Source organism: Salinimicrobium catena (assembly GCF_900102915.1).
GTDB lineage: Bacteria > Bacteroidota > Bacteroidia > Flavobacteriales > Flavobacteriaceae > Salinimicrobium > Salinimicrobium catena.
Genome location: NZ_FNGG01000004.1, coordinates 74909 through 88791, shown reverse-complemented (window position 1 = coordinate 88791; position 13883 = coordinate 74909). Strand labels below are relative to the sequence as shown.

Below are 13883 nucleotides of genomic sequence, written 5' to 3'. Positions count from 1 at the left end.
AATTTCAATTTCGTGATCCTCAATCCTTTCAGGTATGCCTAATTTCAAAACATTATTAACTTTGGCGATATTGCTTGCAGCGGGAAACTTCATTTTTGCCCAGAATGTTTCCGCAGAAGATCCTGCTCATGAAAATGGCGGTATTTCATTGGGAGAAAAATTCGATATTCAGAACATATTATCACCCTACCAAATGGAGTTAAAATATGGGGATCTAAAACCCGGAGACAGCCTGCAGGTAGCTTTTACTGCAGAAGTAACCTCGGTTTGCAAAAATAAAGGCTGCTGGATGAAGATTGCGTTGCCGGCTGGAGAGGAAGTGATGATAAAGTTCAAGGATTACGCCTTTTTTGTGCCTAAAGACATTGAATCTCACACTGTTTTTATTAACGGTTTGGCCTATGTAGAGGAAATGCCGGTTGAGGAGCAAAAACATTATGCCGAAGATGCAGGCCTTTCTCCCGAAGAGATAGCAGCTATTAAAGAACCCAAAAAGACCCTCCTGTTCCTGGCAGATGGGGTCAATATTAAAAAATAGATTTGAAAAGAGAAATTATCAAGACCGGAGACGGTTCTGCCACCATTTACCTGCCCGAGTGGAATGAGCACTATCATTCCAAACACGGTGCCCTGCAGGAAGCGCAGCATGTTTTTATTGAGAGCGGGCTAAGGCATTACCTGGAAAAGAAGGCTCCAGAGCGTTTGAATATTCTGGAAATCGGCTTCGGAACCGGGCTTAATGCCCTCCTTAGTTATTACGAGGCGCAAAAAGGAGAAGTGATCCTTGACTATACTGGCGTAGAGGCCTACCCTGTTTCTGTTGAAGAACTGGAGTCCCTTGATTATGCCGGACTATTTCCGGAAGATGACGCTGCAGAGGTCTTTGCAAAACTCCACCAGAATCCGTGGGGTCGAAAAACAGAGATCTCCCCGCTTTTTTGCCTACAGAAGCAGCAAATGTTCTTTAAGGACATAAAGGCGCAGGATTATTTTGATCTCATCTTCTTTGATGCTTTTGGTCCGCGGGTACAGCCCGAATTATGGACAGAGGAGATCTTTATGAGGATGTGCAATTCTTTAAGACAGGACGGGGTGCTGGTCACCTATTCGGCAAAAGGCAGCGTGAGGCGTGCCATGCAGGCAGTGGGGTTTTTGGTGGAACGGCTGCCTGGACCTCCCGGAAAGCGTGAAATGTTACGGGCTACTAAAAAAGGCGAACGCTAGAAATTAGCTGTTAAACCTTTAATAATTACTGCCCAATCAATGCTGAATTTTCTAACTTATAAAATAAAATGCGGGTCTTAATCACCGGTGCTACAGGCTTAATAGGTTCCAGGATCACTCAGTTATGTCATGAAAAAGGCATTCACGTCAACTACCTCACAACGAGTAAGGACAAACTGGAACAAAAAGAAAATTACAAAGGATATTACTGGAACCCTTCTACAGGCGAAATAGATGCTGCCTGTCTTGACGGAGTGGGGGCAATAATCAATCTGGCAGGTGAAAATGTTTTCCAGCCCTGGACAAAAAGCGCCAGGAACAGGATACTTCGCAGTCGTATCAATTCTCTTAATGTTTTGCACAAATTGCTCAGCGAACAGGAGCATGAGGTAGGGCAGTTGATCTCGGCCAGTGCCATAGGAATTTACCCAAGCTCTCTTCGAAAAATGCATTATGAGGACGAAACAGAAATAGACGATTCTTTTCTTGCCGAGGTGGCAGATAAATGGGAAAAGGCGGCTGACAGGTTTACCGATCTCAACCTGAGGGTTGCCAAAGTGAGAATTGGGCTGGTGCTTTCTGAAAAAGGAGGAGCGCTGGCGCAGATGAAAAGGCCTGTAAAATATAATGTGGGAGCTCCTCTGGGTAGCGGAGATCAATGGCAGTCCTGGATACATATTGAAGATCTTGCCAGGATCTTTCTTCATATCCTGGAAAACGGCCTCACGGGAGTCTATAATGGGGTAGCGCCAAAACCGGTAACCAACAAGGAACTTACAGAGAGATTAGCGGGGGTGATGGGAAAGAAAACCTGGTTGCCTAATGTGCCCGCAGGGATCTTGAAGGTAGTGATGGGAGATATGTCTTCTGTGGTGTTGGGCAGTCAGTTGGTGAGCAGTAAGAAAATTGAGGAAACCGGATTTACCTTTTACTACGTAAGCCTTACAAGAGCCCTGGAAGATCTCTTGCATAAAAAAACCGGCTAAAAAGCCGGCTTCTTTTTCGAAAATTCACTCAATTAAAAATCAAGATCTTTTGGCCTTTACCTTGATGGTAAGTTCCATGTCATCGCTGATGAAGTTATCTCCCAGGTTGTCAAAAACAGATTTTGAACCATAGTTCACCTTCCAGTTGGTTCGGTCTATGGTAAATGTTTCGCTTTCAAGACTAAGTTCCTCCTCATCTATGTCTGAGTCTATAGGGAACTGGATGTTCTTGGTTTCATCCTTCAGGGTAAGATTTCCTTCAAGCATTTTTTGTCCGTCTTTTTCCGTTATCCCTGTGATCTCAAAGGTCGCGGTAGGATATTTCTTCACGTTGAAAAAGTCGGTTTCTTTTCCTTCAACGGTTCCTTTCAGATGATTTTCAAGGCTGGTACGGTCCTTTTCGTCCATACCCTCATCAGTAACCTTGATGGAGTTCATGTCAATAGTGACTTTTCCGCCGGTGATCGCTTCCTGGGTAGCCATGATATTTCCGCTTTCAATGTTGATGGTTCCCTTGTGCTCCCCGGTAGGTTTTGTTCCCCGCCATTCTATGGTAGACGCTGTTGTATCTATTTCATAAGTGGCAGCTTCTTCGGTTGGAGTGGCAGCTTCTTTGGCCTCACCCGGTTCAACTTTGTTCTTTGCCTCATTTTTGCAGGCAATAGTACTTGCGGCAATTCCTGTGAAAAGGAATAAGTTCATTATTGTTTTCTTCATTTCCTGAATGTTTATTTTAGGATTAAAGAGTAAAATTAGATTTTTGAGGTGCAAAGAATCTTAAAATATTACTAAAACTTTCTGGTGACATTTTGACATTTCCCATTTATTGGCAGCACTTTTGTCTGTTGAAACACGGAAATAAATACCTATTGAAATGAGTGAAAAAGAACGCAACGAAGAAAATATTTCAGAAGAAGAGAACATAAAAGATCAGGTTGAAGAAATTCTGGACGATGCCATAGAAGAGGCCGATGAAAAGTCTGCAGAGGCCGAAGGGGAGCAGCTTTCAGAAAAAGATCAATTGAAAGCCGACCTGGAGAAGGAAAAGGATAAATTCCTGAGGCTTTTTGCAGAGTTCGAAAACTACAAGAGACGCACCAGCAAGGAGCGAATCGAGATGTTCAAAACTGCCAGCCAGGACGTGATCATTGCCATGTTGCCTGTGCTTGACGATTTTGACAGGGCTTTGAACGAAATAGCAAAAGCCAAGGACAAGAACCTGCTGAAAGGGGTGGAGCTTATCCACACCAAATTCAGGGAAACGCTTCGCGCCAAAGGGCTGGAGTTGATGGAAGTGAAAGAAGGCGACAGTTTTGACGCAGACCTTCATGAAGCGATCACCCAGATCCCTGCTCCTTCAGATAAATTAAAAGGCAAGATTGTTGACGTGGTAGAGAAAGGTTATAAACTTGGCGACAAGATCATCCGCTATCCAAAGGTGGTGACCGGCAAGTAGTTTATATCAAAAAATATAGAATAGGAGTTTATAATGAAACAGGATTATTACGAAATACTAGGAATTAGCAAGAACGCGACCACAGCCGAGATCAAGAAGGCTTATCGTAAGAAGGCTATAGAATATCACCCAGATAAGAATCCGGGTGATACCAAGGCAGAAGAGATGTTCAAGAAAGCTGCCGAGGCCTATGAGGTTCTAAGCAACGAGGATAAGCGGGCCCGTTATGACCGTTTTGGTCACCAGGCATTTGAAGGCGGCGGCTTTGGCGGCGGTGGCGGAATGAATATGGATGATATCTTCAGCCAGTTCGGCGATATCTTTGGCGGCGCATTTGGCGGCGGAGGAGGTTTCGGCGGATTTGGCGGCTTTGGCGGTGGCGGTGGCCAGCGCAGGGTCAAAGGAAGTAACCTGCGTATAAGAGTTTCGCTTAGCCTTGAAGAGATCGCGAACGGAGTCGAGAAGAAGATCAAGGTAAAACGTAAGATCCAGGCTAAAGATACTACCTATAAGACCTGTCCTACCTGTAATGGTACCGGCCAGGTAACCAGGATCACCAATACCATTTTGGGAAGAATGCAAACCGCTTCTCCCTGTACTTCCTGTGGAGGTAGCGGTCAGGTCATTGAGCATAAACCCGCCGATGCAGATGCACATGGGCTTATCATGAAAGAAGAGACCGTGTCTATCAAGATCCCTGCGGGGGTAGTGGAAGGCATGCAGCTTAAGGTTACCGGTAAAGGTAATGATGCTCCGGGCAACGGCGTCCCTGGTGACCTGCTGGTGGCCATCGAAGAAAAAGAGCATCCAATGCTGCAAAGGGAAGGTGATAACCTGCACTACGACCTTTACGTAAGTTTTTCTGAAGCTACTTTGGGTACCTCAAGAGAGATCGATACGGTTACCGGAAAGGTGAGGATAAAGATAGATGAAGGAGTGCAGTCCGGAAAGATCCTTCGTCTTAGGGGAAAAGGAATTCCGAACATCAACGGATACGGTAAGGGAGACCTGCTGGTGCATGTAAATGTCTGGACGCCAAAAACCCTGAGCCGTGAGCAACGGGAATTCTTTGAAAGAATGGCTACAGACGAGCATTTCCAGCCGAAACCGGAAAAAAGCGATAAATCGTTTTTTGAAAAAGTTAAAGATATGTTTACATAATTTAATAATGTTAAAGAAATTTTACATATATTTGAGCATCACTAAGCTCAATTAGTGATAATTTTTCTTTTTCATAGCAATTTTTTTCCCACCCTTAAGCGATTAAGGGTGGGTTTTGTTTTTTAAAGGGACTTTTACCTGTGAGGCAGGAAGAGGGTTAAGATTTATTAAAATCTTCCCAATTTTAAAAAACCCTTTTCAGCATTTCAATATATTTACGTCAAACCCTTTTTATGGATAATCTTTTGGTTGCAGAAAATGTCTCAAAGACGTTTGGGGAATTTACTGCACTCAACAATATTTCCCTCGAGATCCCCAGAGGCAGCATTTTTGGTTTATTAGGCCCCAACGGTGCCGGGAAAACTACCTTTATACGTATTATTAACCAGATCATTTTACCAAGCCGGGGGAGCATCCTGTTAGACGGGCATGCATTACAGCCGTCAGATATCCAGAACATCGGTTACCTGCCCGAGGAGCGCGGCCTTTATAAATCCATGAAAGTGGGGGAGCAGGCGCTTTACCTGGCCCAGCTAAAAGGCCTTTCCAAGGCCGAAGCCAAAAAGAGGCTTAAGTACTGGTTCGAAAGGCTGAAGATAGAAGACTGGTGGGACAAAAAGATACAGGAACTTTCCAAGGGTATGGCCCAGAAAGTACAATTTGTGGTCACCGTGCTGCACCGCCCCAAATTGCTCATTTTTGATGAGCCTTTCAGCGGATTCGATCCCGTGAACGCCAATCTTATCAAGGACGAGATCCTGCAGTTGAGAGAAGATGGCGCTACCATACTATTTTCTACTCACCGCATGGAAAGTGTAGAAGAGCTGTGTGAATACATGGCTTTGATCCATAAAGGGAATAAGCTGCTTGACGGAAGGGTTTCCGAGATCAAGCAACAGTACAAATCGAACACTTTTGAGGTAGGGCTGGGAACTTCAGACCCTGAAACACTTCGGAAGGAACTGCAGGAAAGATTCGCTGTTACCGATACCAATTTTAAAAGTATACATCATGACCTGAAGCTGCAGATACAAATAGCTGAAGCAGCTTCACCAAACGATCTTTTGACCTTCCTCACTTCCAGGGCCACCGTGAACCACTTCGTGGAGGTGATCCCTTCTGTAAATGACATATTCATCAAAACCGTCACCACCCATGCGTAACCTGAAGTTGATCATAAAAAGGGAATATCTTGCAAGGGTTAGGAACAGAACCTTCATGGTGATGACTTTTTTAAGTCCGCTCATCCTGGTGGCCATGATCATGCTCATAGCTTACCTGGCCAGCCTCAACAGCGAAGAACAGCGGATAGTGGGCATAAATGACGAGACCGGACTTTTTGCCGGGGAATTCAGAAGTTCCGAAGAGATAAAATTTATCGACCTTTCTGAAGTCAACGTGGAGGAGGCAAAGGATTTGGTGAAAGAGAAGGAGTATTATGGCTTGCTGCACATTCCGGAAATAGAGAACAATGTTTCACCCGATATCCAGTTCTACGCCCAGGAGGCTCCTGCTTTTGGCTTCCTTACACAGATAGAGAAGATCATTGGAGGAAAGCTGACCAACCGACAGCTGCAGGCAAGAGGTATAGATATTGACCTTATTGAAGAGTCACAAGCCCGGGTCGTGATCCAGATCCAAAACTTTGCCGGGGAACGCACCTCAAAAATGTCGACTTACGTCAAGATGTTCTTTGGCGGGGCAGCAGGTTACCTGTTGATGATGTTCATTATCATCTATGGAAATATGGTGATGCGCAGTGTGATCGAGGAAAAGACCAACCGCATCATTGAGATCATAATTTCCTCTGTAAAACCCATTCACCTGATGCTGGGCAAGATCCTGGGAACAAGCTTCGCCGGAATTACCCAGTTCATCATTTGGGTGATCCTTGGAGGCATTATGCTCACAGGAGTTTCCTATTTTGCCGGTTTGGATGTTACCCAGATCCACAGTCCGCAGCAGCAGGCACTGGAACAACTTTCTGAAAATGACCTGCAGCAACTGGTTATAGACATTGCTAAGCTCCCAATGTTGACGCTGCTGGTGAGCTTTCTGGTTTATTTTATTGGAGGATATTTTTTATACAGCTCGATCTACGCGGCTATTGGCGCTGCGGTAGACAATGAGACCGATACCCAGCAGTTCATGTTTCCCTTGATCCTGCCATTGATGCTTGGGATTTACGTGGGATTCTTTTCAGTAATAGAAAACCCACATGGAGTGGTCTCAACAGTATTTTCCATGATCCCGTTAACCTCGCCCATCGTGATGCTGATGCGGATACCTTTTGGAGTGGCCTGGTGGGAACTGGCCTTATCCATAGCTCTACTGTTGCTGAGCATTGCGGGAACCGTGTGGATTGCAGCCAAGATCTACAGGGTTGGTATCTTGATGTACGGAAAAAAACCAGGCTACAAGGAACTTTACAAATGGCTTAAATATTAAAGATGCAGCAGGGAGTAGATCAGGTAAAAGAAGTGATTGAAGAGGATATCTGGGGAACCATACAGGATTTTCTCAATTATTCGCTGATCAACGTAGGCAGTGAAGAAAATCCAATTCGCATCACCGTCTGGGTAATTCTGTTAGTAATAGTGGCCTTTCTGCTCACCAACATTGTGATGCGGGGAATAAGGATCTTCTTTACCCGCAAAATGGAAGAGCCTGATAAGCTTAAATTCATCAGCGTTTTCAAGTTCATTCGCTACCTCGTTTATGTGGTGGTGATCATAGTAACGCTGAGTTCGGCAGGAATTGATATTACCATTCTTCTTACAGCCTCGGCTGCCCTGTTCGTAGGTTTGGGTCTTGCCTTGCAGGAGCTGTTTCAGGATATAATAGGAGGTTTATTTATCATAATAGACAAATCGCTGCTGGTAGGCGATGTAGTGGAAATGGACGGCCGGGTAGGTCGGGTCATTGACATAAAACTGCGTACTACGCGCCTGCTCACCCGCGATGATAAGGTAATGATCATTCCCAATCACAAATTCACCAGTGAGATCATCCTCAACTTCACCCAAAATCACCGGACCACCCGTGAACTGGTAAGGGTAGGGGTGGCCTATGGCAGTGATACCGAAAAAGTGAAAAAACTACTGCTGGAAAGCGTACACGAACAGGCGGGTATCACCAAAAAGCCGAGCCCTTTTGTGCTTTTTGAAGATTTTGGGGATTCGGCGCTGATCTTTTCGGTCAATTTCTTTGTGACCGATAGTTTCGTGGATCCCAAGATCAAGAGTCAGGTAAGGTATAATATCGATCAGAAGTTCAGAGAGCACAATATCACTATTCCATTTCCGCAGAGAGATGTACATTTCTTTAACCGCAGTAGTAAAGAAGAAGACCATGAAGAATAGTTTAAGAATAATTTTTTGCATTGGGCTTATTCTGGTTTCGTTGCCCTCGCTTCGGGCACAGTCTACAGATCTTGGCCGGGTGGAATTCACCTATTTTCCGCAGAGCGATTCGGATAACTCCTTCAGAAGATTTAAAACCTTCCTCAATATTCCTATAGAACTCGGCAATGACAGTTATCTTGTTCCGGGAGTGGAATATGAGAACATCAATTTCAAATTCCTGGACGATACTCCTTTTGACAAGCGGGGAGAGCTGGATCCTTACCAGTCCTTCAGCCTAAACCTTGGATATACCTTTCTCTTGGGTGAGGACTGGCGCTTTGCTGCAAGGGGAGGAGCGTTGTTCGCCTCCAATTTCGAGACCGGAAAAGCCATAAAAGATGACCTTATTTACACCGGAGGAGTTTTTTTCATAAAGGACCGTACCGGCGAAGATGCCGCGCCCAAGCCCTGGAGGCTAATAGCCGGCCTGCATTATTCCACCACTTCGGGATTTCCTTTTCCGCTGCCGGTGGTCAACTACTACCGGGAATTCCTCCCCGACTGGTCTTTTTCACTGGGGGTGCCTAAAACCAATCTGAAATATTCCTTTAACGCGAAACACCATTTGCAGGCTTTTGCTACTTTGGATGGTTTTTTCGCCAATGTTCAGGAGAACAGGGTGCTGCAGCCAAGCAGGGCGGTTGCCGAAAGTATTTCCATGACCATCATTTTAGGCGGCATTGGATATGAATACAAATTTACCAAACATTTAGTATATTACCTGTACACGGGATATACCATTATGAACGATATTCGTCTTAGGGACGGTAATAAGGACGATGTGTATATCATCAATGACACTAATACTTTTTACGCCCGAAGCGGATTAAAATTCAAGATATAACATGCCAAAAATTTTATTGATCGAGGACGAAGCAGCGATTAGAAGGGTTTTGATAAAGATCCTTACCGAAGAGAATAATTCTTATGAAGTGGAGGAAGCTGCTGACGGACTTGAAGGAATCGAAAAAATAAAGGATCAGGATTACGATCTAATTCTGTGTGATATCAAAATGCCAAAAATGGACGGCGTCGAGGTGCTTGAAGCTGTCAAAAAGGTCAAGCCTGAAGTGCCCGTGGTGATGATCTCGGGACACGGAGACCTGGATACCGCGGTGAACACAATGAGAATGGGCGCCTTTGATTACATTTCCAAACCACCCGATCTTAACCGACTTTTGAATACCGTGCGTAATGCTCTTGATCGTAAGGAACTGGTGGTTGAAAATACCCGGCTAAAAAAGAAGGTAGGGAAGAACATTGAGATGATCGGGGAGTCAGACGCTATTTCCCGCATTAAGGATATCATTGAAAAGGTGGCGCCTACAGATGCCCGCGTGTTGATCACGGGACCTAATGGTACCGGGAAAGAGCTGGTGGCCCACTGGCTGCATCAAAAGAGCGACCGCTCCGCAGGGCCCATGATAGAGGTGAACTGCGCCGCCATTCCTTCAGAATTGATAGAGAGCGAGCTTTTTGGACATGTGAAGGGAGCCTTTACCTCGGCCAATAAAGACCGTGCCGGTAAATTTGAGGCCGCGAACGGAGGTACCATTTTTTTAGATGAGGTGGGTGACATGAGCCTTTCGGCCCAGGCCAAGGTTTTAAGAGCCCTGCAGGAAAGCAAGATCTCCCGTGTGGGAAGCGACAAGGATATCAAGGTAGATGTAAGAGTGATCGCGGCCACTAATAAAGACCTCAAAAAGGAGATCGAGGAGAAAAAGTTCAGGGAAGACCTTTATCACCGCCTGGCCGTGATCCTTATCAAGGTTCCTGCGTTAAATGACAGACGGGAAGATATCCCGTTACTGGTAAATTTCTTTGCCGAAAAAATATCCGAAGAGCAGGGGGTGAACCCTAAAACCTTTACTGATGACGCTCTTAAGCTGTTGCAGGAATACAACTGGACCGGAAATATCCGTGAACTTCGCAACGTGGTAGAACGGCTAATCATCCTTGGCGGAAGTGAAGTGACCGAAGAAGATGTGCGGCTGTTTGCCAGCAAATGATCTATTCGTCTTTTGCCGGCGGAAGGTACTTTAAAAAGTACATTTTATCGCCGCTAGGATGATCCCACTCATTGAATAATTTAAACCCGTAACGTTGGTATGCCAGGCTTATCCGGCGAATGCGGGTTTCGGCATATATTGGGAGCTGCTTTTCTTTTGCTATCTCAAAGAACTGGTCTTTCATGTCATAAGCTATCCTTGCCTCATCGCTTTTTCCGCGGGCGTCAGAAAGCACTCCCCAGAACCAGCAGTAAAGATAATCTCCTTCTTTAGGGCGCTGATTCTTCACATAGCTCTGCACCTTCATCGCCTTCAGGCCTTTTTTGATCCCAGTCACGTTCAGCGCGAGCTTGATGTCCATTATGGTGTCTTTCCAGAAATTTTTATCCTTGCTGTTGGTCTGAAAAAGGATGGCGATTCCTTTTCCGTTTTCAGAAACAATAAGGGCGTCTTTTTCTATGGCCTTTTCCACCATGTATTTGGCGAGATATCGAAACCTTTTCTCCCGCTTATGGTCGTCTTTTACGATCTCCATTGAGGTAGGGATCTCCTGGAGTAAGGTGGAAACATTCTCTATGATCTGCTCTTTGTTCAAGGGTCTCAAATTTTGCCGAAAGATAAAAAAATAGGACCAATCTTGCCCCGTATATGTCCCGAGTCTTCACAGAAGGTTAAAAAAAGACAATCTTCCCTGAAAATCAGGACCTGTTTGGAATGGTTTTTTATTTTTGTTTTTCTGAAAAAATCGAATTTCTACAAAAACGATATGAAAAAGATCCTTTCTTTAATATTAGTTCTGGCCATAGGTCATACCATACAGGCACAAATGTCAATGCAGGAACAGGATTCCCTGAACCTGCGGAAACTTTATGACATGTCCCTGCTTAACGGACAGAGCTATGAATGGCTCGACCATTTATCAAACCAGATCGGTGGTCGTCTTTCGGGTTCTGTGAATGCGCAGCGTGCCGTGGAGTATACCAAAGCCGAACTGGAAAAGCTCGGCCTCGACAAAGTTTGGCTTCAGCCTGTCATGGTGCCTAAATGGACTCGTGGAGTGCAGGAGTATGCATACGTGCAGCCTTCTCAAGGCCCAACCACCACAGTGAACATCACTGCTTTGGGAGGTTCTGTGGCCACGCCCGAAACAGGCTTGCGAGGAAAGGTGATCGAAGTCCAGGGAATTGATGACCTGACACGATACGGAAAAGAACAGATTGAAGGTAAGATCGTGTTTTACAACAGGCCAATGCGCCCCGATCTTATTCACACTTTTGAAGCATATGGTGGATGTGTGGACCAGCGTTATGCCGGTGCAAAAGAGGCTGCTAAATATGGAGCCAAAGGAGTGATCGTGCGTTCTCTTAGCCATAAGATAGATGACAATCCGCACACCGGTTCCATGAGCTATGGAGAACTTCCGAATGAGAAGCGCATTCCGGCAGCGGCTATCAGTACCAAAGATGCCGAATACCTGAGCAGCCTTCTTAAACTTGATCCTGAAATGGATTTTTACTACAAGATGAACTGCCGCAATTTTGCCGATGTAGAATCATACAATGTCATTGGAGAGATAACCGGAAGTGAATTTCCCGAGGAGATCATCGTAGTGGGCGGCCATCTTGATTCCTGGGACCTGGGTGACGGCTCTCATGATGACGGCGCCGGAGTAGTGCAGTCTATGGAGGTGCTGCGTCTTTTCAAAGAAAGCGGACTTCGGCCAAAAAGGACCATCAGAGTAGTGCTGTTCATGAACGAAGAGAACGGACTTAGGGGAGGAAACAAATATGCTGAAGTCGCGAGAGAAAAGAATGAAAATCACATTTTCGCCCTTGAAAGTGACGCCGGCGGATTTACCCCCAGAGGATTCTCTTTTGATGCTTCAGATGCACAGTTCAAAAAGATCCAGAGCTGGGAACCCCTTTTCAAACCTTATTTGATACACTATTTTGAGCAGGGTGGCAGCGGTGCAGACATTGGTCCGCTAAAAGGCGGAAATATCGTCCTTGCCGGATTAAGACCAGATTCTCAACGTTATTTTGATCACCACCACGCGGCGACAGATACCTTTGATGCCGTGAACAAGAGGGAGCTCGAATTGGGTGCAGCCACTATGGCTTCCCTGGTATATCTTGTTGACAAATACGGATTTGAGAAGATTCAGCAGAAAGACGAGATCCTGAAGTAAAAAGAAGGGGTTTTAGCATAGGCAGGCATAGAAACTTATTATCTTTGCGGCTCTAAAAATCCTTCCAGTTTGCACATTACTGCCTACACCAAAGAATTCCGAAAGAACCTGCACATCGCCTATCCGGTGATGCTGGGGCAGCTGGGTCATGTCCTGGTGGGCCTTGCTGATAATATCATGGTAGGTAGGTTGGGAGCTGCGCCTCTGGCGGCGGTCTCCCTGGGCAACAGCCTGGTATTCATCGCGCTCTCCCTTGGAATAGGATTTTCTTTTGCCATCACCCCTTTGATCGCTGAAGCTGACGGGGCTGAAGATGTGGAGACCGGAAAAAGCTATTTTCACCACGGCATCATCATGTGCGGGATCAATGGAATAATTTTGTTCCTGTTACTCCTGCTGGCAAAACCCATTTTATATCATCTCGACCAACCGCCCGAAGTGGTGGCTTTGGCCATTCCTTACCTGGAGATCGTGGCCTTCTCCATGATCCCGCTTATGCTGTTCCAGGCTTACAAGCAATTTGCCGATGGCCTGTCGCAGACAAAATATGCCATGTATGCCACACTTATTTCCAACGTGGTGAATGTGCTTTTCAATTACCTGCTCATCTATGGGATCTGGATCTTTCCGAGGCTGGAGGTGGAAGGCGCGGCAGTGGGTACGCTTATTTCGCGGTTCTTTATGTTGTGGTTTGTATGGGAGATCCTGCGAAGAAAGAAGAAGTTTCGGCAGTACTTTGTCTGGTCCCGAAAAGAGTTGTTGAAAATGAACATTTTTAAAAGGTTATTTGCCCTGGGTTTTCCAACAGCGCTGCAAATGCTTTTTGAAGTGGCCATTTTTACAGCTACGGTTTTCCTGGCGGGTACGCTGGGAACCAACCCGCAGGCGGCGAACCAGATCGCGCTTAACCTGGCTTCCATGACCTTCATGATCGCAGTGGGATTGGGAGTGACAGCCACAATAAGAGTAGGAAACCAAAAGGGGAAAGCCAATTTCGCAGATCTGCGCCGCATCGCTTTTTCCACCTTTTTGCTGGTCTTCTTAATTGAGGCGGTCTTTGCCGTAGGTTTCATCCTCCTCAAAGATTGGTTACCAACCTTATATATAGAGAACGTCGAAGTGATCATTTTATCTGCCCAGCTGTTGATCGTCGCTGCACTGTTTCAGCTAAGCGACGGGCTGCAGGTGGTCATCCTCGGTGCGCTTCGCGGGTTGCAGGATGTAAAATTCCCCACCTTGATCTGCTTCATAGCCTACTGGATCATTGGATTTCCCGTTTCCTTTTTCCTCGGAAAAGAGGAAGCAATGGGATCTATGGGAATCTGGTTCGGGCTGCTGGCAGGATTGACCGCTTCGGCATTAATGTTGTATATTCGGTTCAACTATCTCAGCAGGAAGCTGCTGGTACAGGCCGAAATGCAGCCAAAAATGACAGTTTAAAAATATATTTCTGAA

General features: G+C 45.7%; 14 protein-coding genes. 12 read left to right on the top strand and 2 right to left on the bottom strand.

Going from position 1 to position 13883, the window contains the following annotated elements:
* Nucleotides 1–34: 34 nt before the first annotated feature.
* The 3 genes from BLS64_RS09850 (at nt 35) to BLS64_RS09840 (ending at nt 2210) form a co-directional block, all read left to right on the top strand.
* Nucleotides 35–538, top strand: a complete 504-nt coding sequence (locus BLS64_RS09850) for a DUF4920 domain-containing protein (protein ID WP_093113370.1) — start codon at nt 35–37, stop codon at nt 536–538.
* A gap of 2 nt (nt 539–540) precedes the next feature.
* Nucleotides 541–1224 (top strand): tRNA (5-methylaminomethyl-2-thiouridine)(34)-methyltransferase MnmD, encoded by a 684-nt coding sequence (mnmD, locus tag BLS64_RS09845; protein WP_093113369.1) that lies wholly within the window; start codon nt 541–543, stop codon nt 1222–1224.
* A 68-nt stretch (nt 1225–1292) separates the two neighbouring features.
* A complete protein-coding gene (locus tag BLS64_RS09840; protein WP_093113368.1) occupies nt 1293–2210 on the top strand; it encodes a TIGR01777 family oxidoreductase in 918 nt (305 codons plus the stop codon).
* Between the two features lie 39 nt (nt 2211–2249).
* On the opposite strand, the gene BLS64_RS09835 is transcribed toward BLS64_RS09840, so the two are convergent.
* Nucleotides 2250–2927, bottom strand: a complete 678-nt coding sequence (locus tag BLS64_RS09835) for a YceI family protein (protein WP_093113367.1) — start codon at nt 2925–2927, stop codon at nt 2250–2252.
* A gap of 157 nt (nt 2928–3084) precedes the next feature.
* On the opposite strand from BLS64_RS09835, the gene BLS64_RS09830 reads away from it, so the two are divergent.
* The 7 genes from BLS64_RS09830 (at nt 3085) to BLS64_RS09800 (ending at nt 10240) form a co-directional block, all read left to right on the top strand.
* Nucleotides 3085–3666 carry a nucleotide exchange factor GrpE gene (locus tag BLS64_RS09830; RefSeq protein WP_093113366.1) on the top strand — a complete coding sequence of 194 codons (582 nt, stop codon included), beginning with the start codon at nt 3085–3087 and terminating at the stop codon, nt 3664–3666.
* 33 nt (nt 3667–3699) lie between these two features.
* Nucleotides 3700–4827, top strand: a complete 1128-nt coding sequence (dnaJ, locus tag BLS64_RS09825; RefSeq protein ID WP_093113365.1) for a molecular chaperone DnaJ — start codon at nt 3700–3702, stop codon at nt 4825–4827.
* A gap of 233 nt (nt 4828–5060) precedes the next feature.
* The gene (locus BLS64_RS09820; RefSeq protein WP_093113364.1) at nt 5061–5990 is read left to right on the top strand and encodes an ABC transporter ATP-binding protein; all 930 of its coding nucleotides are present in this window, start codon (nt 5061–5063) and stop codon (nt 5988–5990) included.
* Nucleotides 5983–7275 carry an ABC transporter permease gene (locus tag BLS64_RS09815; protein ID WP_093113363.1) on the top strand — a complete coding sequence of 431 codons (1293 nt, stop codon included), beginning with the start codon at nt 5983–5985 and terminating at the stop codon, nt 7273–7275. Before BLS64_RS09820 ends, BLS64_RS09815 begins: the two co-directional genes overlap by 8 nt.
* A 2-nt stretch (nt 7276–7277) precedes the next feature.
* A complete protein-coding gene (locus BLS64_RS09810; RefSeq protein WP_093113362.1) occupies nt 7278–8189 on the top strand; it encodes a mechanosensitive ion channel family protein in 912 nt (303 codons plus the stop codon).
* Entirely contained in the window at nt 8179–9075 is an 897-nt protein-coding gene (locus tag BLS64_RS09805; protein ID WP_093113361.1) for a DUF6268 family outer membrane beta-barrel protein, read from the top strand. The genes BLS64_RS09810 and BLS64_RS09805 overlap by 11 nt, the downstream gene beginning before the upstream one ends.
* 1 nt (nt 9076) lies before the next feature.
* Nucleotides 9077–10240, top strand: a complete 1164-nt coding sequence (locus tag BLS64_RS09800) for a sigma-54-dependent transcriptional regulator (protein WP_093113360.1) — start codon at nt 9077–9079, stop codon at nt 10238–10240.
* A gap of 1 nt (nt 10241) precedes the next feature.
* Here BLS64_RS09800 and BLS64_RS09795 read toward each other — a convergent pair whose 3' ends face one another.
* Nucleotides 10242–10835: a hypothetical protein gene (locus tag BLS64_RS09795; protein ID WP_093113359.1), complete on the bottom strand. Its 594-nt coding sequence runs from the start codon at nt 10833–10835 to the stop codon at nt 10242–10244.
* 171 nt (nt 10836–11006) lie between these two features.
* Between BLS64_RS09795 and BLS64_RS09790 the strand changes: the two genes are divergently transcribed.
* Both BLS64_RS09790 and BLS64_RS09785 read left to right on the top strand, forming a co-directional pair.
* Nucleotides 11007–12428 (top strand): M20/M25/M40 family metallo-hydrolase, encoded by a 1422-nt coding sequence (locus BLS64_RS09790; RefSeq protein WP_093113528.1) that lies wholly within the window; start codon nt 11007–11009, stop codon nt 12426–12428.
* Nucleotides 12429–12497: 69 nt separating this feature from the next.
* Nucleotides 12498–13868 carry an MATE family efflux transporter gene (locus BLS64_RS09785; RefSeq protein ID WP_093113358.1) on the top strand — a complete coding sequence of 457 codons (1371 nt, stop codon included), beginning with the start codon at nt 12498–12500 and terminating at the stop codon, nt 13866–13868.
* The last annotated feature ends 15 nt before the right edge of the window (nt 13869–13883 follow it).